At 73.7% G+C, this 22,128-nt stretch carries 17 protein-coding genes and 1 rRNA gene; 10 read left to right on the top strand and 8 right to left on the bottom strand.

Annotated elements, in window-relative coordinates:
• Positions 1 to 26 precede the first annotated feature (26 nt).
• Together ACFWP2_RS31305 and ACFWP2_RS31300 are read left to right on the top strand one after the other, a co-directional pair.
• Positions 27 to 836 (top strand): enoyl-CoA hydratase/isomerase family protein, encoded by an 810-nt coding sequence (locus ACFWP2_RS31305; RefSeq protein WP_380457719.1) that lies wholly within the window; start codon positions 27 to 29, stop codon positions 834 to 836.
• A gap of 67 nt (positions 837 to 903) precedes the next feature.
• The gene (locus ACFWP2_RS31300) at positions 904 to 1,512 is read left to right on the top strand and encodes a hypothetical protein (RefSeq protein ID WP_380457717.1); all 609 of its coding nucleotides are present in this window, start codon (positions 904 to 906) and stop codon (positions 1,510 to 1,512) included.
• A 72-nt stretch (positions 1,513 to 1,584) separates the two neighbouring features.
• Here ACFWP2_RS31300 and ACFWP2_RS31295 read toward each other — a convergent pair whose 3' ends face one another.
• Positions 1,585 to 2,811, bottom strand: coding sequence for an acyl-CoA dehydrogenase family protein (locus ACFWP2_RS31295; RefSeq protein ID WP_380457715.1), 1,227 nt, complete (start codon positions 2,809 to 2,811; stop codon positions 1,585 to 1,587).
• Between the two features lie 134 nt (positions 2,812 to 2,945).
• Between ACFWP2_RS31295 and ACFWP2_RS31290 the strand changes: the two genes are divergently transcribed.
• Together ACFWP2_RS31290 and ACFWP2_RS31285 are read left to right on the top strand one after the other, a co-directional pair.
• On the top strand, positions 2,946 to 3,569 hold the full coding sequence (locus tag ACFWP2_RS31290) for a TetR family transcriptional regulator (RefSeq protein ID WP_380457713.1): 624 nt from the start codon (positions 2,946 to 2,948) through the stop codon (positions 3,567 to 3,569).
• Between the two features lie 165 nt (positions 3,570 to 3,734).
• Positions 3,735 to 5,210 (top strand): cellulase family glycosylhydrolase, encoded by a 1,476-nt coding sequence (locus ACFWP2_RS31285; protein WP_380457711.1) that lies wholly within the window; start codon positions 3,735 to 3,737, stop codon positions 5,208 to 5,210.
• Between the two features lie 27 nt (positions 5,211 to 5,237).
• Here ACFWP2_RS31285 and ACFWP2_RS31280 read toward each other — a convergent pair whose 3' ends face one another.
• Positions 5,238 to 7,262 carry a M3 family metallopeptidase gene (locus ACFWP2_RS31280; RefSeq protein ID WP_380457709.1) on the bottom strand — a complete coding sequence of 675 codons (2,025 nt, stop codon included), beginning with the start codon at positions 7,260 to 7,262 and terminating at the stop codon, positions 5,238 to 5,240.
• A gap of 239 nt (positions 7,263 to 7,501) precedes the next feature.
• Between ACFWP2_RS31280 and ACFWP2_RS31275 the strand changes: the two genes are divergently transcribed.
• The gene (locus ACFWP2_RS31275) at positions 7,502 to 9,214 is read left to right on the top strand and encodes a bifunctional 3'-5' exonuclease/DNA polymerase (protein WP_380457707.1); all 1,713 of its coding nucleotides are present in this window, start codon (positions 7,502 to 7,504) and stop codon (positions 9,212 to 9,214) included.
• A gap of 49 nt (positions 9,215 to 9,263) precedes the next feature.
• On the opposite strand, the gene dhaM is transcribed toward ACFWP2_RS31275, so the two are convergent.
• Positions 9,264 to 9,656 carry a dihydroxyacetone kinase phosphoryl donor subunit DhaM gene (dhaM, locus tag ACFWP2_RS31270; RefSeq protein ID WP_380457705.1) on the bottom strand — a complete coding sequence of 131 codons (393 nt, stop codon included), beginning with the start codon at positions 9,654 to 9,656 and terminating at the stop codon, positions 9,264 to 9,266.
• 157 nt (positions 9,657 to 9,813) lie between these two features.
• On the opposite strand from dhaM, the gene dhaK reads away from it, so the two are divergent.
• Entirely contained in the window at positions 9,814 to 10,806 is a 993-nt protein-coding gene (gene dhaK / locus ACFWP2_RS31265; RefSeq protein ID WP_380457703.1) for a dihydroxyacetone kinase subunit DhaK, read from the top strand.
• A 20-nt stretch (positions 10,807 to 10,826) separates the two neighbouring features.
• On the top strand, positions 10,827 to 11,450 hold the full coding sequence (dhaL, locus tag ACFWP2_RS31260) for a dihydroxyacetone kinase subunit DhaL (protein ID WP_380457701.1): 624 nt from the start codon (positions 10,827 to 10,829) through the stop codon (positions 11,448 to 11,450).
• A 244-nt stretch (positions 11,451 to 11,694) separates the two neighbouring features.
• Here dhaL and ACFWP2_RS31255 read toward each other — a convergent pair whose 3' ends face one another.
• Positions 11,695 to 12,867: a PP2C family protein-serine/threonine phosphatase gene (locus tag ACFWP2_RS31255; RefSeq protein ID WP_380457699.1), complete on the bottom strand. Its 1,173-nt coding sequence runs from the start codon at positions 12,865 to 12,867 to the stop codon at positions 11,695 to 11,697.
• 182 nt (positions 12,868 to 13,049) lie between these two features.
• On the opposite strand from ACFWP2_RS31255, the gene ACFWP2_RS31250 reads away from it, so the two are divergent.
• A complete protein-coding gene (locus ACFWP2_RS31250; protein ID WP_380457697.1) occupies positions 13,050 to 13,268 on the top strand; it encodes a heavy-metal-associated domain-containing protein in 219 nt (72 codons plus the stop codon).
• Between the two features lie 67 nt (positions 13,269 to 13,335).
• A complete protein-coding gene (locus ACFWP2_RS31245) occupies positions 13,336 to 15,600 on the top strand; it encodes a heavy metal translocating P-type ATPase (protein ID WP_380457695.1) in 2,265 nt (754 codons plus the stop codon).
• Between the two features lie 96 nt (positions 15,601 to 15,696).
• On the opposite strand, the gene ACFWP2_RS31240 is transcribed toward ACFWP2_RS31245, so the two are convergent.
• The 3 genes from ACFWP2_RS31240 to ACFWP2_RS31230 form a co-directional block, all read right to left on the bottom strand.
• Positions 15,697 to 16,416: an SDR family NAD(P)-dependent oxidoreductase gene (locus ACFWP2_RS31240; RefSeq protein ID WP_380457693.1), complete on the bottom strand. Its 720-nt coding sequence runs from the start codon at positions 16,414 to 16,416 to the stop codon at positions 15,697 to 15,699.
• Positions 16,417 to 16,975: 559 nt separating this feature from the next.
• Positions 16,976 to 18,265: a citrate synthase gene (locus tag ACFWP2_RS31235; protein ID WP_359910538.1), complete on the bottom strand. Its 1,290-nt coding sequence runs from the start codon at positions 18,263 to 18,265 to the stop codon at positions 16,976 to 16,978.
• 225 nt (positions 18,266 to 18,490) lie between these two features.
• Positions 18,491 to 20,728 (bottom strand): ATP-dependent RecD-like DNA helicase, encoded by a 2,238-nt coding sequence (locus ACFWP2_RS31230; protein ID WP_380457690.1) that lies wholly within the window; start codon positions 20,726 to 20,728, stop codon positions 18,491 to 18,493.
• A 228-nt stretch (positions 20,729 to 20,956) separates the two neighbouring features.
• Between ACFWP2_RS31230 and ACFWP2_RS31225 the strand changes: the two genes are divergently transcribed.
• Positions 20,957 to 21,748, top strand: a complete 792-nt coding sequence (locus ACFWP2_RS31225) for a VOC family protein (RefSeq protein WP_380457688.1) — start codon at positions 20,957 to 20,959, stop codon at positions 21,746 to 21,748.
• A gap of 289 nt (positions 21,749 to 22,037) precedes the next feature.
• On the opposite strand, the gene rrf is transcribed toward ACFWP2_RS31225, so the two are convergent.
• Positions 22,038 to 22,128: ribosomal RNA gene (gene rrf, locus ACFWP2_RS31220) — 5S ribosomal RNA — on the bottom strand; the annotation flags it as partial.

Raw genomic sequence — 22,128 nt, 5'->3', positions numbered from 1 at the left:
CGCACCACGACCGACCGGAGGTGCGCATGGACCAGCCGCTGCTCACGCGGGACCGCTCGACCCTGCCCGCCCAGGCCGACGGCCTCAACGCGTACGTCGGCGAGGACGGCGTCGCCGTCCTGGAGTTCGCCCGCCCGCACCGCCGCAACGCGGTGACCCTGGCGATCTGGCAGGCGCTGCCCAAGGTGCTGGAGCAACTGGCCGGCCACGAGGGCGTGCGCGTCCTGCTGCTCACCGGCGCCGCCAACACCTTCAGCGCGGGCGCGGACATCGCCGAACTCTCCGAGACGTACGGCGATCCGGACCGCGCCGAGGCCTACCACGCCACCAACGTCGCCGCCGAGGAGGCTCTGGCGGCCTTCCCGCACCCGACCCTCGCCGTGGTGCACGGCGCCTGCGTCGGCGGCGGCTGCCAGCTCGCCGTCGCCTGCGACCTGCGGTTCGTCGCCGAGGACGCCCGGCTCGGGATCACCCCGGCCAAGCTCGGCGTGGTCTACTCGGCGGTGCCGACCGTACGGCTGGCCCGGCTGATCGGCCCGGCCCGGGCCAAGTACCTGCTGTTCTCCGGCGAGTTGGTGACCGGCCGGGACGCACTGCCGCTGGGCCTCGCCGAACGCGTCCTGCCGGACGCCGAACTGGACGCCGCCGCCCTGGACTTCGCCCGGCTGCTGACCCGCCGCTCGACCCACACCATCGGAGCGGCCAAGGCCGTCCTGGACGCCCCGCCCGAGCGGGCGGACGAGGTCCTGGCCCCCTGGCTGCTCCGCTCCCGGGAGGGCTCGGACGTCCGCGAGGGCCTGGCGGCCTTCCTGGAGGGCCGCCCCGCCCGGTTCTGAGCCCCACGCAATGCGATCATCCGACCAGCACCGTCCGCCCCTTCACGCTCCCGGAGCACCCACCCCGATGACGACCGAGGCCGAGGCCGCGCCCGCCCCCACCAGCCGGACGATCTGGGCCCGCCGGATCACCGACGGCCTGGAGCCGAAGAACGTGATCATCGCGCTGCTCCCGGTGCTGGGCGGCCTCCGCTACGGCCTGCCGGGCATCGGGTGGGCGCTGTTCGCCATCCTGTTCGCCGCCGTCGTCCCGACCCTGATCATCCGGTACGGCATGCGCAGGGGCACCGTGGCGGACCGTCACGTCGGCCACCGGCAGCGCCGGCTGACCGTCATCCCGCTCATCATGGGCTCGGTCCTGCTCAGCTTCGCGGTGATGATCGGACTGGACGCCCCGGCCGATCTGACCGCGCTGGTGCTGGCGATGTTCGCCTCGCTGGTCCCGATCCTGGCGATCACCGCCTGGTGGAAGGTCTCCGTGCACACCGCCGTGGCCACCGGCGCGGTGGTCTGCCTCGCCATCGCGCTCGGCCCGCTCTGGCTGCTGCTCACCCCGCTGGTTCCGCTGATCGGCTGGTCCCGGGTGGTGCTGCGGGACCACACCACCGCGCAGACGATCGTCGGCGCGGTGGTGGGCGCGCTCACCGCCGGGCTCACCTTCTGGCTGGCCCGCTGATCCCCACTCGCCCGCTGACCCGGCCGTCCCGCCCGGTACCGCCGTCCCGCCGAGCACCACCGTCCCGCCGGGTCAGCGGATCGGCATCCCCGAGATCGCCCGGGCGATCACCAGCCGCTGGATCTCGCTGGTCCCCTCGAAGATCGAGTAGATCGCGCTGTCCCGGTGCATCCGCTCCACCGGGTACTCCCGGGTGAAGCCGTTGCCGCCGAGGATCTGCATCGCCTGCGCGGTCACGTACTTGGCGGTCTCGCCGGCGTACAGCTTGGACATCGAGCCCTCGGCCGCGGTGAACGGCTGGTTGTTGACCGCCATCCAGGAGGCCCGCCACACCAGCAGCCGGGCCGCGTCGATCCGGGTCCTCATGTCGGCGAGCTGGAAGGCCACGCCCTGGTTGTCGATGATCGGGCGGCCGAACTGCTCACGGGTCTTCGCGTAGTCCAGCGCCACCTCGTACGCGGCCCGGGCGATGCCGATCGCCTGCGCGCCGACGGCCGGGCGGGAGGCCTCGAAGGTGGCCATCGCCGCGTTGCCCCTGCCGCCCGGTCGCTTGACGCCCTCGCGGGCCCGGGCCAGCCGCTCGTCCAGCTTCTCCTTGCCGCCGAGCAGGCAGCTGCCGGGCACCCGGACGCCGTCCAGCACGACCTCGGCGGTGTGCGAGGCGCGGATGCCGTGCTTCTTGAACTTCTGGCCCTGGCTCAGCCCCGGGGTGCCCGGCGGGACGACGAAGGAGGCCTGGCCCTTCGCGCCGAGCTCCGGGTCGACGGTGGCGACCACCACGTGGACGGCGGCTATCCCGCCGTTGGTCGCCCAGGTCTTGGTGCCGTTCAGCACCCACTCGTCCTTGGCCTCGTCGTACACCGCCCGGGTGCGCAGCGCCGAGACGTCGGAGCCGGCGTCGGGCTCGGAGGAGCAGAAGGCCGCCACCTTGACGTCCTCCGGGGTGCCGAACATCTGCGGGGTCCAGGTGCCGATCTGCTCGTCGGTGCCGTTGGCCAGCACCGCGACGGCGGCCAGGGTGGTGCCGACGATGGACAGCCCGATGCCGGCGTCGCCCCAGAACAGCTCCTCCATGGCGATCGGGATGCCGACGCCGGAGGGGTCGAAGTACTGCTGGGCGTAGAAGTCCAGCGAGTAGATGCCCAGTTTGGCGGCCTCCTGGATGACCGGCCAGGGGGTCTCCTCGCGCTCGTCCCACTCGGCCGCGGCCGGGCGCATCACGTCGGCGGCGAAGCCGTGCAGCCAGTCGCGTACGGCGAGCTGGTCCGCGCCCGGGTCCAGCGAGAACGTGCTGCTCATGGTGCGTGCCTCCGAAGACGTGTGCGGCCGACCGGGGTGTTACCACGGGTAACATCGTGGGAGTCTGCTACTGATTGGTAACCGGTGTCAACGCCTCCGCAGACCCCGCCGAACCCGATCCCGAGGAGCAGCGCATGTCCCGAGAGCCCCGCCGCGAGCAGCTGCTCAACGCCGCCGACCGGGTCATCCAGCGCGAGGGCCCGGGCGCCAGCATGAACGCCATCGCGGCCGAGGCCGGCATCACCAAACCGATCCTCTACCGCCACTTCGGCGACCGGAACGGCCTGATCAGAGCGCTCACCGAGCGCCACACCGGCGGACTGCTGGCCGCCGTCCGGGCCGCCCTCGCCGAGCCGCTGGAACGCCGCGACCGGGTCGAGCACGTCCTGGACACCTACCTCGCCGGCATCGAGGCCCGCCCCCAGGTCTACCGGCTGCTCACCCACCCCGAGCCGGGCGACCCGAGCGGCGCGGGCAACGCGCTCGCCCCCGCGCTCCGGCAGATCGCCGAGGAGATCACCCGGGCCGTGCAGAGCCAGGTCGACCTCGGCGCCGACCGCGACCTGCTCGCCGAGGCCTGGGGGCGGGGCATCACCGGCATGGTGCTGGCCGCCGGGGACTGGTGGCTGGAGGCCAGGCCCTGCTCCCGCACCCGGATGGTGCAGGCGCTGGCCGACCTGCTCTGGGGCCGGCTGGCCGCCGCCGCGGACCTGCCGACCGCCGTCCTGCCGACCGCGCCGGAACCGTCCGCCGACTGAGGCGCCCGCCACCCGGTCCGCCCTCGACCGGACCGCCCCTCCACCCGAACCCCCGTCCGCCGGACCGTCCTCCGTCGAACCGTCCGCCGTCCGAACTCTTGTGCCGTACACGGCAGTCCGGGCATCATCGGGCCCCAACCCCACCCCCGCCGTGCGAGGTCCCCGATGCGCCTGCGCCGCACCGCCGTCGCCCTGCTGCTCGCCGCCACCGCCGTCCTCACCGCCGTCCCGGCCTCGGCCCACGGCGAGCGGACGGACCGCTCCCCGGACCGCTTCCCCACCGGCACGGCCACCGCCGCCGACGGCCGGACCGCCCTCACCGACGCCCAGGGCCGCCGCCTGCGGCTGCGCGGCTTCAACCTCGACAAGTACGCCGAGGCCACCCCCGCCGACCTCGACTCCGTCGCCGCCCAGGGCTTCACCCTGGTCCGGCTGCCGGTCTCCTGGACGAGGCTGGAGCCCGAGCGCGGCCGGCTCGACCCCACCGAACTGCACCGGATCCAGCGGCTCCTCGACCGGGCCGACCGGCTGGGCCTGCTGGTCCTGGTCGACTTCCACCAGGACGTCTACGGACCGAAGTTCGGCGGCGGCACCAACGGCATCCCCGTCTGGGCCACCCGGGACGACGACCTGCCGTTCACCCCGGACCCGGACGACTGGTTCGCCGGCTACTTCCAGCCCGCCGTCCAGGCCGCCTTCCGGCACCTCTACGACGACCCCGACCTGCGCGCCTGGCAGGCCGACTTCTACACCCGCTTCGCCCGCGAACTGCGCGGCCACAGCTCACTGCTGGGCTACGACCTGTTCAACGAGCCGTTCGGCCCGGTGGACGGCGACCCGAGCGACCCGGCCGTGCTGGCCGCCGCCTCCGCCGCCCTGGAGCAGGGCCGGCTCGCCGACATGTACCGCCGCCTGATCACGGCCGTGCGCCGGGTCGACTCCCGCTCCTGGCTGTTCGTGGAGCCCACCGTGCTGGTCGGCCAGGGCGTGCCCACCCGGCTGCCCGGCTTCGCCGACCCCCGCCCCGGCGCAGCCCGGCTCGGCTACGCGCCGCACTTCTACGACACCGCCGTCGAGGGCGGCGCCGACTGGGACCCGGCCGGCGGCTTCGTCGAGCAGTACACCGCCGCGATCACCGCCTACCCGGCCGCCCACCGGCTGCCCGTCCTGGTCGGCGAATGGGGCCCGCCGAACTCCCGCACCCCGGGCAACGCCGAGCTGGTCCGCCGTCAGGTCGCCGCGATGGACGGCTTCGCCGAGGGCTGGACGCTGTGGTACTGGTGCCGGGGCAACGGCGGCTACTGCGCGCTCGACCCGGCCGGACGCCCCGCCCCCGGCGAGGAGCCCGCCTTCGGCCCGTACCCGGTGGCCGTCGCGGGCGCCGACGTCCGCGCCGACGTCCGCGCCGACGTCCGCGCCGACGGCGCCACCGTGAGCTGGCGCGCCGACGGCACCGGGCGGAGCAGCGAACTCCTGCTGCCCCCGGCCGCGTTCCCGCACGGCGTCCGGGCCGCCGTCGCCCCGGCGGGCGCCCGGGTCGAGGTCGGCCAGCCGGCGGGCGGGCGTGCGGGAACCGTACGCGTCCGGCTCCCGCACGCCCGCCCGGGCACGACCGTGACGGTCACGCTCACCGCCCGCTGAGCGGAACGCGCCGAACGAGCGGGACGGTCACGCCAGCCCCCGGCGGGCCAGCAGCGGCCCGGTCTCCGGCGCCCGGCCGACCACCGCGCGGAAGGACTCCAACGGGTCCCGGCTGAACCCGCGCGCCAGCAGCTCCCGCCGGAACAGCTCGCCGCTCTCCCGCACCGGGCGCCCGTTGCCCCCGAACCACTGCACGGTGTCGGCGTCCAGCACCTCCGACCAGATGTACGCGTAGTACGCCGCGCTGTAGCCGCTGGCGAAGACGTGCTGGAAGTACGCCGTCCGGTAGCGCGGCGGGATCGCGTCCACCGCGATCCCGGCCGCCGCCAGCGCCCGCGCCTCGAACTCCTCGGCGTCCGCGATCTCCTCGCCCTGCCGCACGGTGTGCCAGGCCCAGTCCAGCAGCGTGGCCGCCAGGTACTCGACCGTCCGGAAGCCCTGCCCGAAGCCCTCGGCCGCCGTCATCCGCTCGACCAGCTCGGCCGGCAGCGGCTCCCCGGTCGCGTGGTGGCGGGCGTAGTTGGCCAGCACCTCCGGCCGGACCATCCACATCTCGTTGACCTGCGAGGGGAACTCCACGAAGTCCCGGGGCACCGAGGTGCCCGAGAACAGCGGGTAGCGCACGTCCGAGAACAGCCCGTGCAGCGCGTGCCCGAACTCGTGGAAGAGCGTGCGCACCTCGTCCCAGTCCATCAGCGCCGGCTCGCCGGGGGCCGGGTGCGGGATGTTGAGGGTGTTCTGCACCACCGCCCGGTGCCCGGTCAGCCCGGACTGCGGGACCATCGAGTCCATCCAGGCGCCGCCGCGCTTGGACGCGCGGGCGAAGAAGTCGGCGACGAAGAGGCCGAGCGCGGTGCCGTCCTCCTCGAACACCTCGTAGACCCGCGCGTCCGGGTGGTGCGCCGTCAGGTCGGGCCGCTCGGTGAAGCTCAGCCCGTACGCCAGCTTCGCGGCGAAGAACACGCCGTCCTCCAGCACCCGCTCCAGCTCCAGGTACGGGCGCAGTGCCGCCGCGTCCACCCGGTAGGAGCTCTGCCGGACCTTCTCCGAGTAGTACGCCCAGTCGTGCGCGGCGATCTCCCCGATCCCGTCCGCGGCGGCCATCCGGGCCAGCTCGGCGGCCTCCCGGCGGGCGTTGGCCACCGCCGGCTCCACCAGCCGGGCCAGCAGCGCGGAGACCGCCTCGACGGTGCCGGCCGTCTCGTCCGCCACCACGTACGAGGCGTGGCTCGGGTGCCCCAGCAGTGCGGCCCGCTCGGCGCGCAGCGCGGCCATCCGGATCGCCACCGGACCGTTGTCCGCCAGGCCCCGGCCGAGCGAGGCCGCCAGCAGCCGCTCGCGCACCGAGCGGTCGGTGAGCTGGGCCAGCTCGGGCTGGGCGGAGGTGTTCTTCAGGCTCAGCACGTACCCGCCGTCGTGGCCCAGCACCCGGGCGTTCTCCGCGGCGGCGGCGATCGCGCCCTCGGAGAGCCCGGCCAGCTCCTCGGCCGAGTCCAGCACCAGGGCGGCCGAGCGGGTGGCGGCGTTCACGTTCTGCTGGAAGGTGGTGCCGAGCGCGGCGAGTTCGGCGTTCAGCTCGCGCAGCCGGGCCTGCTCGGCCTCGCCCAGCCGGGCGCCGGAGCGCACGAAGGCGGTGTATCGGCGCTCCAGCAGCCGCAGCGACTCCGGGGCCAGGCCCAGCTCGGCACGGTCCTCGTACAGCGCCTCGATCCGGGCGAACAGGGCGAGGTCCAGGTGGATCGCGTCGTGGTGGGCCGCGAGCAGCGGGCTGACCTTCGCCTCCACCTCGTCCAGCACGTCGGTGGTGTCCGCGGAGGACACGTGGCGGAACACCGCGTCGACCCGGCGCAGCAGCTCCCCGGAGCGCTCCAGGGCCACCACGGTGTTCTCGAACGTCGGCAGGCTCCGGTCGGCGGTGATCGCCGCGATCTCGGCCAGCTGCTCGGCCATTCCCCGCTCGTACGCGGGCAGGTAGTGCTCCTCGCGGATCTCGGCGAACGGCGGGAGTTCGTAGACCAGCGGGCTGGCCTGGAAGAACGGGTTCTCGGTCATTCGCGAACCCTACGCGGTGTCACCCGCCCTGCCCACGGGCTCTACCGCCGTCGCGGACGCCCGCCGGGGCCCCTCCCGCCGGTCGCCGCCGCCCCCGCCTGCGACCCTTTGTCGTACCCACCCGTTAACGTCGACGGCGCGGACCCGTCGGTCGCGGGCCGCCGCGCGCCCGCCCGCGGGCCCGCACCCCCGTCCCCGCCCCCGCACGCCCGACCGCGCGCCGGAGAGGAGCAGCACCCGTGGCACCCAGGACCGCCCTCACGCCCGACCCGCACGGCCCCGGCGGCCGGCTCCAGGCGCTGGACGACGCCGGCGCCCCGCTCGGCCCGCCGGAGGCCGTCCGCGACCTCGCCACCGCCGTCGCCGCCCGGGAGGCCGCCGACCACCCGCGCTGGGTCTGGGCCGCCGCCGACTCCGGGTATGCCCCGCTGCTGCCCCACCTGCCCGACCGGCTCGCCCGCTGCCACGACCTGCGGCTGGTCGAGGCCCTGCTGCTGGCGCACGAGGGCCGGTTCGGCGCGCCCCGGTCGCTCGGCGCCGCCTGGGCCCGGCTGAGCGGCCTGCCCGTCCCGGCGGACCTGCCCGAACCGGGCCTGGCCGACGCCGACGACGGCCAGGACACCCTGTTCGCCCCCGACCGGCTGCAACTGCCGCCCGGCGCCGACCCGCTGGCGGCGGTGGTCGCCGTCCACGCCGAACAGCAGCGCCGGATCGCCGCCATCGCCGACCCGGGCGCCCGGCAGCGGTTCCGGCTGCTGGTCGCCGCCGAGTCGGCCGGCGCCCTGGTGGCCGCCGAGATCGCCCACGACGGGCTGCCCTGGCGGGCCGACGTCCACGACCACCTGCTGACCGAACTGCTCGGCCCCCGCCCGACCGTCCCCGGCACCCAGCCCAGGGTCCTCGCCGAGCTCGCCGTCGACCTCCAGCAGGCGCTCGGCGCCAAGCCGTTCAACCCCGACTCGCACACCCAGGTGCTGCGCGCCTTCGCCGAGGCCGGCATCCAGCTCGGCTCCACCCGCTCCTGGGAGCTCAAGGGCATCGACCACCCGGCCGCGCAGCTGCTGGTCCGCTACAAGGAGCTGTCCCGGATCCACGTCGCGCACGGCTGGGCCTGGCAGGACGCCTGGGCCCGCGGCGGCCGGTTCCGGCCCGAGTACGTGGTCGGCGGCGTGGTCTCCGGCCGCTGGGCCAGCCGCGGCGGCGGCGCCCTGCAGATCCCGCGCATCCTGCGCCGCGCCGTGGTCGCCGACCCGGGCTGGCTGCTGGTCGTCGCCGACGCCGCCCAGCTGGAGCCCCGGGTGCTCGCCGCGCTCTCCCAGGACGCCGGACTAGCCCGCACCGCCGCCGGCGGCGACCTGTACGAGGCGCTCGCCACCCACGCCTTCCAGGGCGACCGGGACAAGGCCAAGCTCGGCCTGCTCGGCGCCATGTACGGGCAGACCAGCGGCGACATCGGCCCGCTGCTCAACACCCTGCACCGCCGCTACCCGGCCGCGATGGGCTACGTCGAGGCCGCCGCCCGCACCGGCGAGGACGGCGGCGTGGTCGCCTCCCGGCTCGGCCGGGTCTGCCCGCCGGCCTCCGCCGACTTCCTCGACCTCACCGAGGGCGACACCGCGGGCGAGGCCGGCGGCCGCACGGCCCGCGCCCGCGGCCGCTTCACCCGCAACTTCGTCATCCAGGCCAGCGCCGCCGACTGGGCGCTGGCCCTGCTCGCCGCGCTGCGCCGCCGGCTGCACGACCTGCCGGCGGCCGGCCCGGCGGACCGCCCCCACCTGGTGTTCTTCCAGCACGACGAGGTGGTGGTGCACACCCCGGCGAACCTCGCCGACGAGGTGGCCGCCGCCGTCGCCGAGGCGGCCGAGGAGGCCCGCCGGCTGGTGTTCGGCGACACCCCGGTGCGCTTCCCGCTCAGCACGGCGGTGGTGGACTGCTACGCGGACGCCAAGTGAGCGGACGTCCGGCCGAACAGCCGCCAGGCGCCACGCCCCCCGAAGGTGATCAGAGCTTCCTGAATCCCCGCGCGTCCTCGGCCGCCGCGACCACCTCGGCCAGCGCCGCCCCGGTCGAGGCGGTGACGGCGGCGGCCACCGCGCCCTCCACGAACGGCGCGTCCACCAGCTTCACGCCCGGGCGCGGCTCGTCCTCCAGCACCGTGACGGCGGTGAGCACCGAACTGCCAAGGTCCGGCAGCACGACCACGCCCGCCCCGGCGTCGGCCCGCGCGATCGCCGCCGCGATCAGGTCGTAACTGGTGCCGAGCCCGCCGTCCTCGGTGCCGCCCGCGACGACCACCCGCACGCCGTCCGAGGCGAGTTCGCCGAGCAGCTCGCGCAGCCCCTCCGCGAGCCGGGCGCTGTGCGAGACCAGAACAATGCCCACGTTCTCACTCATGCGGCCGACCCTACGACCGGGACCCGCTGCTCCGGGAGGGTGACCGGAATCCCGCGTGTCGCACCCCGTGCCCACCACCCCCGTCTGGCGTAGCGTCGGGTCGACGGCATCGACCGCCGTGGCGTCCTCACCCTGGTCACCAAGGGAGCGAAGAGCGTTGAAGAAGCTGATCAACACCCCGGAGAGCGTCCTGGAGGACGCGCTGGCCGGAATCGCCGCCGCCCATCCGGAGCTGGCGGTGGACGTCCCCAACCGGGTGATCACCCGGGCGGCCCGCCCGGCCGGCCCCAAGGTCGCGCTGATCTCCGGCGGCGGCTCCGGCCACGAGCCGCTGCACGGCGGCTTCGTCGGCCCCGGCATGCTCGACGCCGCCTGCCCCGGCGAGGTGTTCACCTCGCCCGTCCCGGACCAGATGCTGGCCGCCGCCAAGGCCGTGGAGAGCGGTGCCGGCGTGGTCTTCGTCGTGAAGAACTACACCGGCGACGTGATGAACTTCGAGCTGGCCGCCGAACTCGCCGCCGAGGAGGGCCTAGAGGTCCGCACCGTCCTGGTCAACGACGACGTCGCGGTCGAGGACTCCACCTGGACGGCCGGGCGCCGGGGCACCGGCGCGACCGTCCTGGTCGAGAAGACGGCCGGCGCCCTCGCCGAACGCGGCGCCCCGCTGGACGAGGTCGCCGCCCTCGGCGAGCGCGTCAACGCCGCCTCCCGCTCCTTCGCGATCGCGCTCACCGCGGCCACCGCCCCGGCCGCCGGCAAGCCCGGCTTCGACCTGCCCGAGGACGAGATCGAGGTCGGCGTCGGCATCCACGGCGAGCCCGGCCGCCGCCGTGAGAAGCTCCGCCCGGCCCGCGAACTCGCCACCGAAGTGGTCGACACCATCCTCACCGACCACCACCTGACCCCGGGCGACGAGGTGATCGCCCTGCTCAACGGCCTCGGCGCGACCCCTCTGCTGGAGCTGTACGTGGTCTACGGCGAGGTCGCCGCGAGGCTCGCCGAGCGCGGCATCACGGTGGCCCGCAGCCTGGTCGGCAACTACGTCACCAGCCTGGACATGGCCGGCTTCTCGCTCACCCTCACCAAGGCCGACCCCGAGCTGCTGGAACTCTGGGACGCCCCGGTCGACACTCCCGCCCTCAAGCGCTGAGCCGCACCGAAGGAGACCCGATGGACTTCGACACCCCGCTGGCCGAGGCCTGGATCCGCGCGATCGCCGCGGCCGTCGAGAAGGAGCAGTCCCGGCTCACCGAGCTGGACACCGCGATCGGCGACGGCGACCACGGCAGCAACCTCCGGCGCGGCTTCGCCGCCGCCCTGACCGCCCTGGACGGCCTCCAGCCGGCCGGCCCCGGCGCCGTCCTCACCAAGACCGGCACCACACTCATCTCCAAGGTCGGCGGCGCCTCCGGCCCGCTCTACGGCAAGGCCTTCCGCGCCATCGGCGCCGCCCTGCCCGAACCGGCCGGCCCGGCCGCCGTCGCCGAGGCCCTGTCCGCCGGCCTGGACGCCGTGCGCCTCCTCGGCAAGGCCGAACCCGGCGACAAGACCATCGTGGACGCCTGGACCCCGGCCGTCGCCGCCTTCCGCGCCGCAGCCGCCACCGGAGCGGGCCTCCCCGCGGCGGCCGCCGCGGCCGCCGAAGCCGCCGAACAGGGCGCCCGCGACACCGTCCCCCTCCAGGCCCGCAAGGGCCGCGCCTCCTACCTCGGCGAACGCAGCATCGGCCACCAGGACCCGGGCGCCACCTCCACAGCCCTCGTCTTCCGCACCCTCGCCGACATCACCACCTGAGCCCCACCCACCCACCCACCCACCCACAACACCCACTCCCTCCAGCGAGTGGAACGCCCCACCACCCCCTCCCTCCAGCGAGAGGAACGCCCCACCACCCCCTCCCTCCAGCGAGAGGAACGCCCCACCACCCCACACGAGCGACGCCACCCACCCACCCCCTCCCACCCCAGCGAGAGGGACGCGCCCCCGGCCCCCACCCTCCCGAGAGCCCAACCCCACAAGCCCGCCCCGCAGGGGCCCCTCACCCATCCGTCCGCGCGATCAGCAACAGCAAAGCGTCGTCCCCCAGCTCCCCACCCGTGTGCGCCAGCAGGTCCGCGTACACCCGCCCCACCGCCGTCTCCAGCTCCCCCGCCGAGCGCGCAGCTCCCCGCACCAGCGGCCCGACCCGTTCCGCCAGCGGGTAGAACTCCCCGCTCGTCCGGTGCCGTGCCTCGATCACCCCGTCCGTGCAGAGCACCAGGACGTCGTCCGTCCCGAACGGCTGCCCCCAGGTGGTCGGCTCCCCGGACGCCAGTCGGCCGAGCCCCAGCGGCACCCAGGGGTCGGGCGCGTGGAGCACGTGCGCCCGTCCCTCGTGGTCCACCCGGATCGGCGGCACGTGCCCGTACTGCAGTAGTTCCATCGCCCCCGGTGTTCGGAACTCGGCGAACAGCGCCGTGGTGAACTCCCCGTCCGGCACGTGCCGTTCGACGCTGGCCTCGATCCGTGCCGCGACGCCCCGCAGCCCGGCCTCGTCGTACGCCGCCTCGCGGAACGCGCCGAGCACCACGGCCGCGGTCTGCACCGCCGCCAGTCCCTTGCCCCGGACGTCTCCGACCGCGACCCGGGTGCCGTGCGGTGTCTCGAGCACCGAGTACAGGTCTCCGCCGATCCGTGAGGCGTCCGCCGCCGACACGTACCGCACCGCGAGCCGCAGCGGTCCGACGGTCGGTCCCGGCAGCTGGAGCAGCGCCCGCTGGGCGGCCTCGGCGACGGAGCTGACGGCCGCGAAGGCCGCCGCTCGCCGCATCCGGATCTTGGCGACCCAGGCCGAGAAGAGTGTCAGGACGACGTAGCTGATCATCGCCCCGTACAGGAAGCGGGCATCGTTGATGTTGTCGACCTCGTCGTGGTGGCTGAGCCCGAACACCGTGAGCAGCCCGAGCGAGCAGACCAGGAGCAGTTCGCGGGGTTTCAGGGTGAGCGCCGCGATGGTCGGCACCACGGTCATCAGCGGGGCCAGGTAGCGGTCCTTGCCGGAGAGGAAGTCCGCGAGCCCGACCAGCAGGATGGCGATCAGCGCCGGGGTGGCGCGCCTCCAGAACGGCACGTCCTGGAGGTCGGCGGCGAGCAGGGCGCCGCGCTGCCGGTCCGGCGGCAGTCCGGCTGCCGTGGGGGCCGAGGGGGACTGGGCGCGGCGGAGCGGAAACACATATCGAACATAAGGGACGATCACGGGCGGGGCCCGACCGGCCCGGGCCCCGGTTCCGCGGTGTGCCCCACCCCACCACTCCCAGAAATACCCTGGAGGGGTATGGTGTGGTCATAAGAGTCGTTGCCAGCGCCGCGTCCCGGTCGAACACCCGGGCCGCCCGGACCTCCCGGAGGCCTCCGATGTCCAGCACCATCACCTACACCGTGTCCGGCATGAGCTGCGGCCACTGCGAGAAGGCGATCAGCGAGGAGGTCTCCGCCCTGACCGGGGTCACCGGAGTCTCCGCCGACTCCGCGGCCGGCACCGTGACGATCTCCTCCGCCGCCCCGTTGGACGACGAGCAGCTGCGCGCCGCGATCGACGAGGCCGGCTACGAGCTGGTCGGCCGCAGCGCCTGAACCACCCGGCACGGCGGGGGCGCCGCGGCGTCCCCGCCGCCCACCCGACCGAGGAGCTGATTCCGCAATGAGCACGTCCGCCCCGGACCTCGGGGCCCGGGACCGGGTCGAGCTGGCGATCGGCGGGATGACCTGCGCCTCCTGCGCCGCCCGGATCGAGAAGAAGCTCAACCGGATGGACGGCGTCGAGGCCACCGTCAACTTCGCCACCGAGAAGGCCCGCGTCGACTTCGGCCCCGGCACCACGGTCGAGGACCTGATCGCCACCGTCGAGCGCACCGGCTACACCGCCGAGCTCCCCCCGCCGCCGGCGCCCGCCGCCCCCGAGCCGTCGGCCCGGGCCGAGGAGCCCGCCCCCCGGCCCGACCCCCAGCGCGACCGGCTGCTGATCAGCGCCGTCCTCAGCGTCCCGGTCGTCCTGCTGTCCATGGTCCCGGCCCTCCAGTTCACCGACTGGCAGTGGCTGGCCTTCGCGCTCACCGGCCCGGTGGTGGTCTACGGAGGCCTGCCGTTCCACCGCGCCGCCTGGACCAACCTGCGGCACGGCGCCGCCACCATGGACACCCTGGTCTCGCTCGGCACCCTGGCCGCCTTCGGCTGGTCCTGCTGGGCGCTGTTCCTGGGCCACGCCGGCATGCCCGGGATGCACCACGACTTCTCGCTGTCCGTCGGCGACACCGACGCCTCCGCCACGCTCTACCTGGAGACCGCCGCCGCCGTCACCGTGCTGATCCTGCTCGGCCGCTATCTGGAGGCCCGCTCCAAGCGCCGGGCCGGCGCCGCGCTGCACGCCCTGCTCGACCTCGGCGCCAAGGACGTCGCGGTCCTGGAGGGCGGACGCGAGGTGCGGCTGCCGGTCGACCGGCTGGCGGTCGGCACCCGCTTCGTGGTCCGCCCCGGCGAGAAGATCGCCACCGACGGCGTGGTGGTCGAGGGCGCCTCCGCCGTGGACGCCTCGATGCTCACCGGCGAGTCCGTCCCGGTCGAGGTCACCGTCGGGGACGCCGTCACCGGCGCCACCGTCAACGCGGGCGGGCGCCTGGTCGTGGAGGCCACCCGGGTCGGCGCGGACACCCGGCTGGCCCGGATGGCCCGGCTGGTCGAGGAGGCCCAGAACGGCAAGGCCGCCGCCCAGCGCCTCGCGGACCGGATCTCCGCCGTCTTCGTCCCGGTCGTCATCCTGATCGCCCTGACCACCCTGGTGGTCTGGCTGCTGACCACCGACAGCGCCACCGAGGCCTTCACCGCCGCCGTCGCCGTGCTGATCATCGCCTGCCCGTGCGCCCTGGGCCTGGCCACCCCGACCGCGCTCATGGTCGGCACCGGCCGCGGCGCCCAGCTCGGCATCCTGATCAAGGGCCCCGAGGTGCTGGAGACGACCCGCGAGGTCGACACCGTCGTCCTGGACAAGACCGGCACCGTCACCACCGGCCGGATGGCCCTGGTCGCCGTGCACACCGCCGAGGGCGTGGACCGGGCCGAGGCGCTGCGGCTGGCCGGCGCCGTCGAGCACGCCTCCGAGCACCCGATCGCCCGGGCCATCGCCGAGGCGGCCGCCGAGGCCGGCGAACTGCCCGCCGTCGCGGACTTCCGCAACGTGCCCGGGCGGGGCGTGGAGGGGGTCGTGGCGGGCCGCACGGTGGTCGCCGGGCGCGAGGCCCTACTGGCCGACCGCGCGCAGCACCTGCCGCCCTCCCTGGCCCGCGCCCGGGCCGCCGCCGAGGCGGCCGGCCGCACCGCGATCGCGGTCGGCTGGGACGGCGAGGCGCGGGCCGTGCTGGAGGTCGCCGACGCGGTCAAGCCGACCAGCGCCGAGGCCGTCGGCCGGCTGCGCGCGCTGGGCCTCACGCCCGTGCTGCTGACCGGCGACAACCGGGCGGTGGCCGAGGCCGTGGCGGCCGAGGTCGGCATCGCCCCGGAGCACGTGATCGCCGAGGTGCTCCCCGAGGAGAAGGTCTCCACCGTCAAGCGGCTGCAGGCCGAGGGCAGGGTCGTGGCGATGGTCGGCGACGGCGTCAACGACGCGGCCGCGCTCGCCCAGGCCGACCTGGGCCTGGCCCTGGGGACCGGCACCGACGCCGCCATCGAGGCCGGCGACCTCACCCTGGTCCGCGGCGACCTCCGCTCGGCGGCCGACGCCATCCGGCTCTCCCGCCGCACCCTGGGCACCATCAAGGGCAACCTGTGCTGGGCCTTCGGCTACAACGTGGCGGCGATCCCGCTGGCCGCGGCCGGCCTGCTCAACCCGATGATCGCGGGGGCCGCGATGGCCTTCTCCTCGGTCTTCGTGGTCACCAACAGCCTGCGGCTGCGCCGCTTCCGGCCCGCCTGAGCCCTTGCGCGCGAAGGCCCCGACCGTCACCGGTCGGGGCCTTCGACGTACCTCGGCGCCTCAGCGGGCCTCAGCGGGCCTCAGCGGGCCGGCGGCTCAACGCCCCAGCAGCTCGCCGCCGTTGCAGTGCAGGATCTCGCCGGTGATGAACCCGGCCTCGGGCGAGGCCAGGAAGTGCACCGCCGCCGCGACCTCGCCGGTCTCGCCGATCCGCCCGAGCAGGGTGCGGGCGGCCCGGCGGGCGACCTCGGCCTCGTCCAGCCGCGGCCCGAAGAACTCGGTGCCCGCGACGGTGCCCGGCGCGACGATGTTGGCGGTGATGCCCGAGGTGCCCAACTGGGCGGCCAGGAAGTGGTTCCAGGCGTGCAGCGAGGCCTTCGCCGCGCCGTACGAGCCGGCCCCGCGCAGGGCGGCGATGGAGCTGATGGTGACGACCCGGCCGGAGCCCGGGGTGAGCCGGTCGCGGACCGACTCGGTGAGCAGCACCACGGTCAGCACGTTGCGCTCGAAGTCGCCGCGCCAGCGCGCCAGCAGGGCGTGCGGCCCGCCGCCGACGACGGTCTCCCGGCTGCCGGCGTTGTTGATCAGGACGTCGATCCGCTCGGGCAGTTCGGCGAGCGCGGCCTCGACGGCGTCCGGGTCGGCGAGGTCGCACACCAGCGGGGTGACGTTCGGCCCGAACTCGGCCGCGGCCTTCTCCAGGACCTCCCGGCGGCGGCCCACGATCACCACGCGGTCGCCGGCCTCGACGAACCGCCGAGTGACCTCGTACCCGATTCCCGTGCCACCACCGGTGACGACGACGTTCCTGGCCATCTGCCCACTCCCTCCCCAGTTCCGCCGTCGCACTGCGAATGTGCGCGACGGTCCGTACCGGAATGCCACGATTCCTATCACGCTCGGTTGCCGTGACTGCGGGGAGGGTGACGTCCCGCGCCAGCGAAGGTGTGATATGGGCCCGGTACGACGCGCACACGGAGCGTGGCGAGAGGCAGCTCACACCCCCCGGGCGTAACTTCTCGCACCCTGATACGTCTTAGGTTGGTAGTGCGGCAGTTTTTCCGATGGGCGGGGACACGCTGAACGGCAACGTGTCCCCGCGCTTCCAGCGGCTGTCGCCGACGGGGCTCCGGCGGGCCCCGGGAACGGTCGTCGAACCCGACGGCCTTCGCGCACGACGCCGGGGTTCTGGCGGGCCTGGGACGCTTTGAGCGGCCGTCCCCGGCTGCGGCCGGCCCCGGAGTCGTGCGCCGTACGGTTCCGTCCCCGCGCGGGCCCTCGGGCGCGCCACCGGGACGCGAAGGGGCCCGGCCGCTGGGACAGCGGCCGGGCCCCTTTCAGCTTCCGCGCGGGCCGGTGGTCGGCACCGCTGCGGTCAGCGGGCGTCCAGCGGGACGTAGTCGCGGATCGCGGTGCCGGTGTAGATCTGGCGCGGGCGGCCGATCCGGCTGGTCGGGTCGTTGATCATCTCGTGCCAGTGGGCGATCCAGCCCGGCAGCCGGCCGAGCGCGAACAGCACGGTGAACATGCTGGTCGGGAAGCCCATGGCGCGGTAGATCAGGCCGGTGTAGAAGTCCACGTTCGGGTACAGCTTGCGCGAGATGAAGAAGTCGTCCTTGAGGGCGTGCTCCTCCAGCTTGAGCGCGATGTCCAGCAGCTCGTCGCTCTTGCCGAGCTGGCCGAGGACCTCGTGCGCGAGCAGCTTGACCTGGGCGGCGCGCGGGTCGAAGGCCTTGTAGACCCGGTGGCCGAAGCCCATCAGCTTGACGCCGGCTTCCTTGTTCTTCACCTTCGTGATGAAGGCGTCGACGTCGCCGCCGTCCTTCTGGATGCTCTCCAGCATCTCCAGCACGGCCTGGTTGGCGCCGCCGTGCAGCGGGCCCCACAGGGCCGAGATGCCGGCCGAGATCGAGGCGAACAGGTTGGCGTGGCTGGAGCCGACCAGGCGCACGGTGGAGGTCGAGCAGTTCTGCTCGTGGTCCGCGTGCAGGATGAGCAGCTTGTCCAGCGCGTTGACGACGACCGGGTTGAGCTCGTAGTCCTCGGCGGGGACGGCGAAGGTCATCCGCAGGAAGTTCTCGACGTAGCTCAGGTCGTTGCGCGGGTAGACGAAGGGCTGGCCCATCGCCTTCTTGTACGCGTACGCGGCGATCGTCGGCAGCTTGGCGAGCAGGCGGACCGTCGACAGGTGGCGCTGGGCCGCGTCGAACGGGTTGTGGCTCTCCGGGTAGAACGTGGACAGCGCGCCGACGACCGAGGAAAGCATGGCCATCGGGTGGGCGTCCCGCGGGAAGCCCTGGAAGAAGCGCTTGACGTCCTCGTGCAGCAGGGTGTGCTGGGTGATCTCGCGGTTGAACTCCGCCAGCTGGTCCGCGTTGGGCAGCTCACCGTTGATCAGGAGGTACGCGGTCTCGATGAAGCCGCCATCGGAGGCGAGCTGCTCGATCGGGTAGCCGCGGTACCGCAGGATGCCGTTGTCACCGTCCACGAAGGTGATCGCGGACTTGTACGCGGCGGTGTTACCGAAGCCGTTGTCCAGGGTGACCAGGCCGGTCTGCGGGAGCAGCTTCGAGATGTCGAAGCCGGAGTTGCCCGCAGTGCTCTCGACGACGGGGTATTCGTACTCGCCGTCCTGGTACCGCAGTACTACCGAGTTGTCGCTCACGTCTTCCTCACCGACGAAATGAATCCTCTTCCAAGGTGCCCTGACTGTCTCTACCATCCCCCATCCGGAGGACAGTCGCGCACCCGGGGTGGCCCGAAAGGGCCCGCCCCTACAAAACCTGCCGCCGCAGCCGGTACGAACCGGACAAGATCGGCACCACCCTAGGCTCTGCCGTAAATCTCTTCACGTCAAGAGAACATTAGAGGCAACCATCCCGTTGGATAATCATCCAGTTGCCAGTCGATGATCGAGTGCGGTGTGCCTCCGACCTGCGCTGACGGCCCGGACGGCCTGCCCGATCGCCTTGCGTGACCCCACCAGCACCACCAGTTTCCGAGCCCTGGTCACAGCCGTGTAGAGCAGGTTCCGCTGGAGCATCGTCCAAGCGGACATGGTGACCGGAATCACCACCACCGGGTACTCGCTGCCCTGCGAGCGGTGGATCGTCACCGCGTACGCGTGGGCCAGCTCGTCCAGTTCGTCGAAGTCGTACGCCACCTCCTCGTCCTCGTCGGTGAGCACCGTCAACCGCTGGTCGTCCACGCTGAGGGCGGTCACCACTCCCACTGTGCCGTTGAAGACGCCGTTCCGCCCCTTGTCGTAGTTGTTGCGGATCTGGGTGACCTTGTCCCCCACCCGGAACGTGCGGCCGCCGAAGCGGCGTTCGGCCAGCCCCTCCCGGGCCGGCGTCACCGCCGCCTGGAGCAGGGTGTTCAGGTTCCCCGCGCCGGCCGGGCCGCGGTGCATCGGCGCCAGCACCTGCACGTCCCGGCGCGGGTCGAAGCCGAACTTCTGCGGGATCCGGCGCGCCACCACGTCCACCGTCAGCCCGGCCGCCCGCTCCGCGTCGTCCTCGGCGAACAGGAAGAAGTCCGCCAGACCGTCCGTCAGCGGCGGCCTGCCCTCGTTGATCCGGTGCGCGTTGGTCACCACGCCGGACTGCTGGGCCTGCCGGAAGATCCTGGTCAGCCGCACCGACGGGACCGGCCCGCCCTCGGCCAGCAAATCCCGCAGCACCTCCCCGGCGCCCACCGAGGGCAACTGGTCCACGTCCCCCACGAACAGCAGGTGGGCACCCGGCGGCACCGCCTTGACCAGCTTGTTCGCCAGGATCAGGTCCAGCATCGAGGCCTCGTCGACCACCACCAGGTCCGCGTCCAGTGGCCGGTCCCGGTCGTACGCGGCGTCCCCGCCCGGCTTCAGCTCCAGCAGCCGGTGCACCGTCGAGGCCTCCACCCCGGTCAGCTCCGCCAGCCGCTTCGCCGCCCGGCCGGTCGGCGCCGCCAGCACCACCTTGGCCCGCTTCGCCAGCGCCAGCGTCACGATCGACTTCACCGTGAACGACTTGCCGCAGCCCGGACCCCCCGTCAGCACCGCGACCTTCTCGGTCAACGCCAGCCGCACCGACTGCTCCTGCTCCGGCGCCAGCTCGGCCCCGGTCCGCTTCGCCAGCCAGTCCAGCGCCACCGGCCAGTCCACGTTCCCGAACCACGGCATCCGGTCCGCGTCCGACCGCAGCAGCCGCACCACCTGGTTGGCGAGCGAGATCTCCGCCCGGTGGAACGGCACCAGGTACACCGCCGTGACCGGCTCGCCGCCCTCCCCCGGGATGGCCTCGCGCACCACCCCCTCGGCCGCGACCAGCTCCGCCAGGCAGTCGATCACCAACCCGACGTCCACCTGGAGCAGCTTCACCCCGTCCGCGATCAGCCGCTCCTCCGGCAGGAAGCAGTGCCCCTGGTCGGTGCTCTGCGACAGCGCGTACTGCAGGCCCGCCTTCACCCGCTCCGGGCTGTCGTGCGGGATGCCCACCGCCTGGGCGATCCGGTCCGCCGTCAGGAAGCCGATGCCCCAGACGTCCGAGGCCAGCCGGTAGGGCTCGTTCCGCACGACCCCGATCGAACCGTCGCCGTACTGCTTGTAGATTCGCACAGCCAGCGAGGTGGACACCCCGACCCCCTGCAGGAAGACCATCACCTCCTTGATGGCCTTCTGCTCCTCCCAGGCCGCCGCGATCTTCTTCGTCCGCTTCGGCCCCAGCCCCGGCACCTCGATCAGCCGGCCCGGCTCGTTCTCGATCACCTCCAGGGTCTCCGCCCCGAAGCGCTCCACGATCCGCTCGGCGAACCGCGGCCCGATCCCCTTGATCAGCCCCGAGCCCAGGTACCTCTGGATCCCCTGGACGGTCGCGGGCAGCACCGTGGTGTAGTTCTCCACCGTGAACTGCCGCCCGTACTGCGGGTGCGAACCCCACCGCCCGTGCAGCCGCAGCGACTCCCCGACCTGCGCCCCCAGCAGCGCGCCCACCACCGTCAGCAGGTCGTTCGCGCCCCGCCCGGTGTCCACCCGGGCCACCGTGTAGCCGGTCTCCTCGTTGGCGTAGGTGATCCGCTCCAGCACGCCCTCGACCTGCGCGAGCTGCCGCGGCACCTGCTGCTCGGACTGCGCCGTCCGCTTGCTCACCGGACCCCCTTCGACCGGTACGGGTGGATCAATGCCGCTACGCACCGTACCGCCCGGTGCCGACAAAGCCCTGAACGGTTCCCCGCCGTGCACCTGCCCGCCGTCCACCGGCCTGCCGTGCACCTGCCTGCCGTGCACCGCCCCGGCCGAGGTGCCAGGCTGGGAGGGACCGAGGGGGACCGACGCCGACCACGCCCGCCCGGGCCCCGTCCGAGGAGCAGTGCCGCCATGCTCAACACCGACTTCCGCCCCGGTTCCCCGGACTGGCTCGACCTGAGCAGCCCCGACACCCGCGCGTCCGTCGACTTCTACACCACCCTGTTCGGCTGGACCTTCGACTCGGCCGGGCCCGAGGCCGGCGGCTACGGCTTCTTCCAGCTCGACGGCCGGACCGTCGCCGCCCTCGGCCCGCTCGCCGACGAGGGCACCCCGCCCGGCTGGACGATCTACTTCACCACCGAGGACGCCGACCGCACCACCGCCCTGGTCGAACAGGCCGGCGGCCGCGTCCGGTTCGCCCCCTTCGACGTCTTCACCGCGGGCCGGATGGCCGGCTACACCGACCCGACCGGCGCCGACTTCGCCGTCTGGCAACCGCACGACAACCGCGGCCTGGACCTCGTCACCGAGGAGGGCAGCCTCTGCTGGGCCGAGTGCTACAGCGTCGACGCCGAACGCGCCAAGTCCTTCTACCGCGCCGTCTTCGACTGGCAGGAGCAGGACGTCCCGTTCGGCGAGGCGATGTACACCGTCCTCACCCCGGCCGGCGGCGGCAGCGACGACGCCCACGGCGGCATCATGCAGCTCGGCCCCGAACAGACCGCGCGCGGCACCACCTCGCACTGGCTCCCCTACTTCGAGGTCCCCAACACCGACGCCAGCCTCGCCATCGCCGCCACCCTCGGCGCGACCGTACGGATCCCGGCCATGGACGTACACGGCGTCGGCCGTCTGGCCCAACTGGTCGACCCGCACGGCGCCGTCTTCGCGGTCATCACCAGCGCCAAGCCCGGGGAGTGACGACAGGTGGGGTCCCACGACCCTTCAGAAGGGCCGTGAAGGGGTGCTACGGGCGTAGACAGGACGCCGGGCGACCAAGGGGCCGCTCCCGGTCACCGAGCAGGGCGGAAGCGGCTGTTCTGACGATCCGCCGGACCATCGCCGCCGGCGCACCGACCACCCCGGCCGTACTCGCCCGCGGCCTCGCACGTTCAGGCTCCGGCATCGGCTCCGAAAACGCTCCGGGAATGCTCCCAAAACGCGAAGAACCCCCATCCGGAAACCGGATGGGGGTTCATTCTGAAGAATTGTTCGGCGGCGTCCTACTCTCCCACAGGGTCCCCCCTGCAGTACCATCGGCGCTGTGAGGCTTAGCTTCCGGGTTCGGAATGTAACCGGGC

Origin of the sequence: Kitasatospora sp. NPDC058444 (assembly GCF_042721415.1) — a bacterium.
GTDB lineage: Bacteria > Actinomycetota > Actinomycetes > Streptomycetales > Streptomycetaceae > Kitasatospora.
The sequence above is the reverse complement of the archived record's forward strand: the minus strand, read 5'-3'. Positions and strand labels throughout refer to the sequence as shown.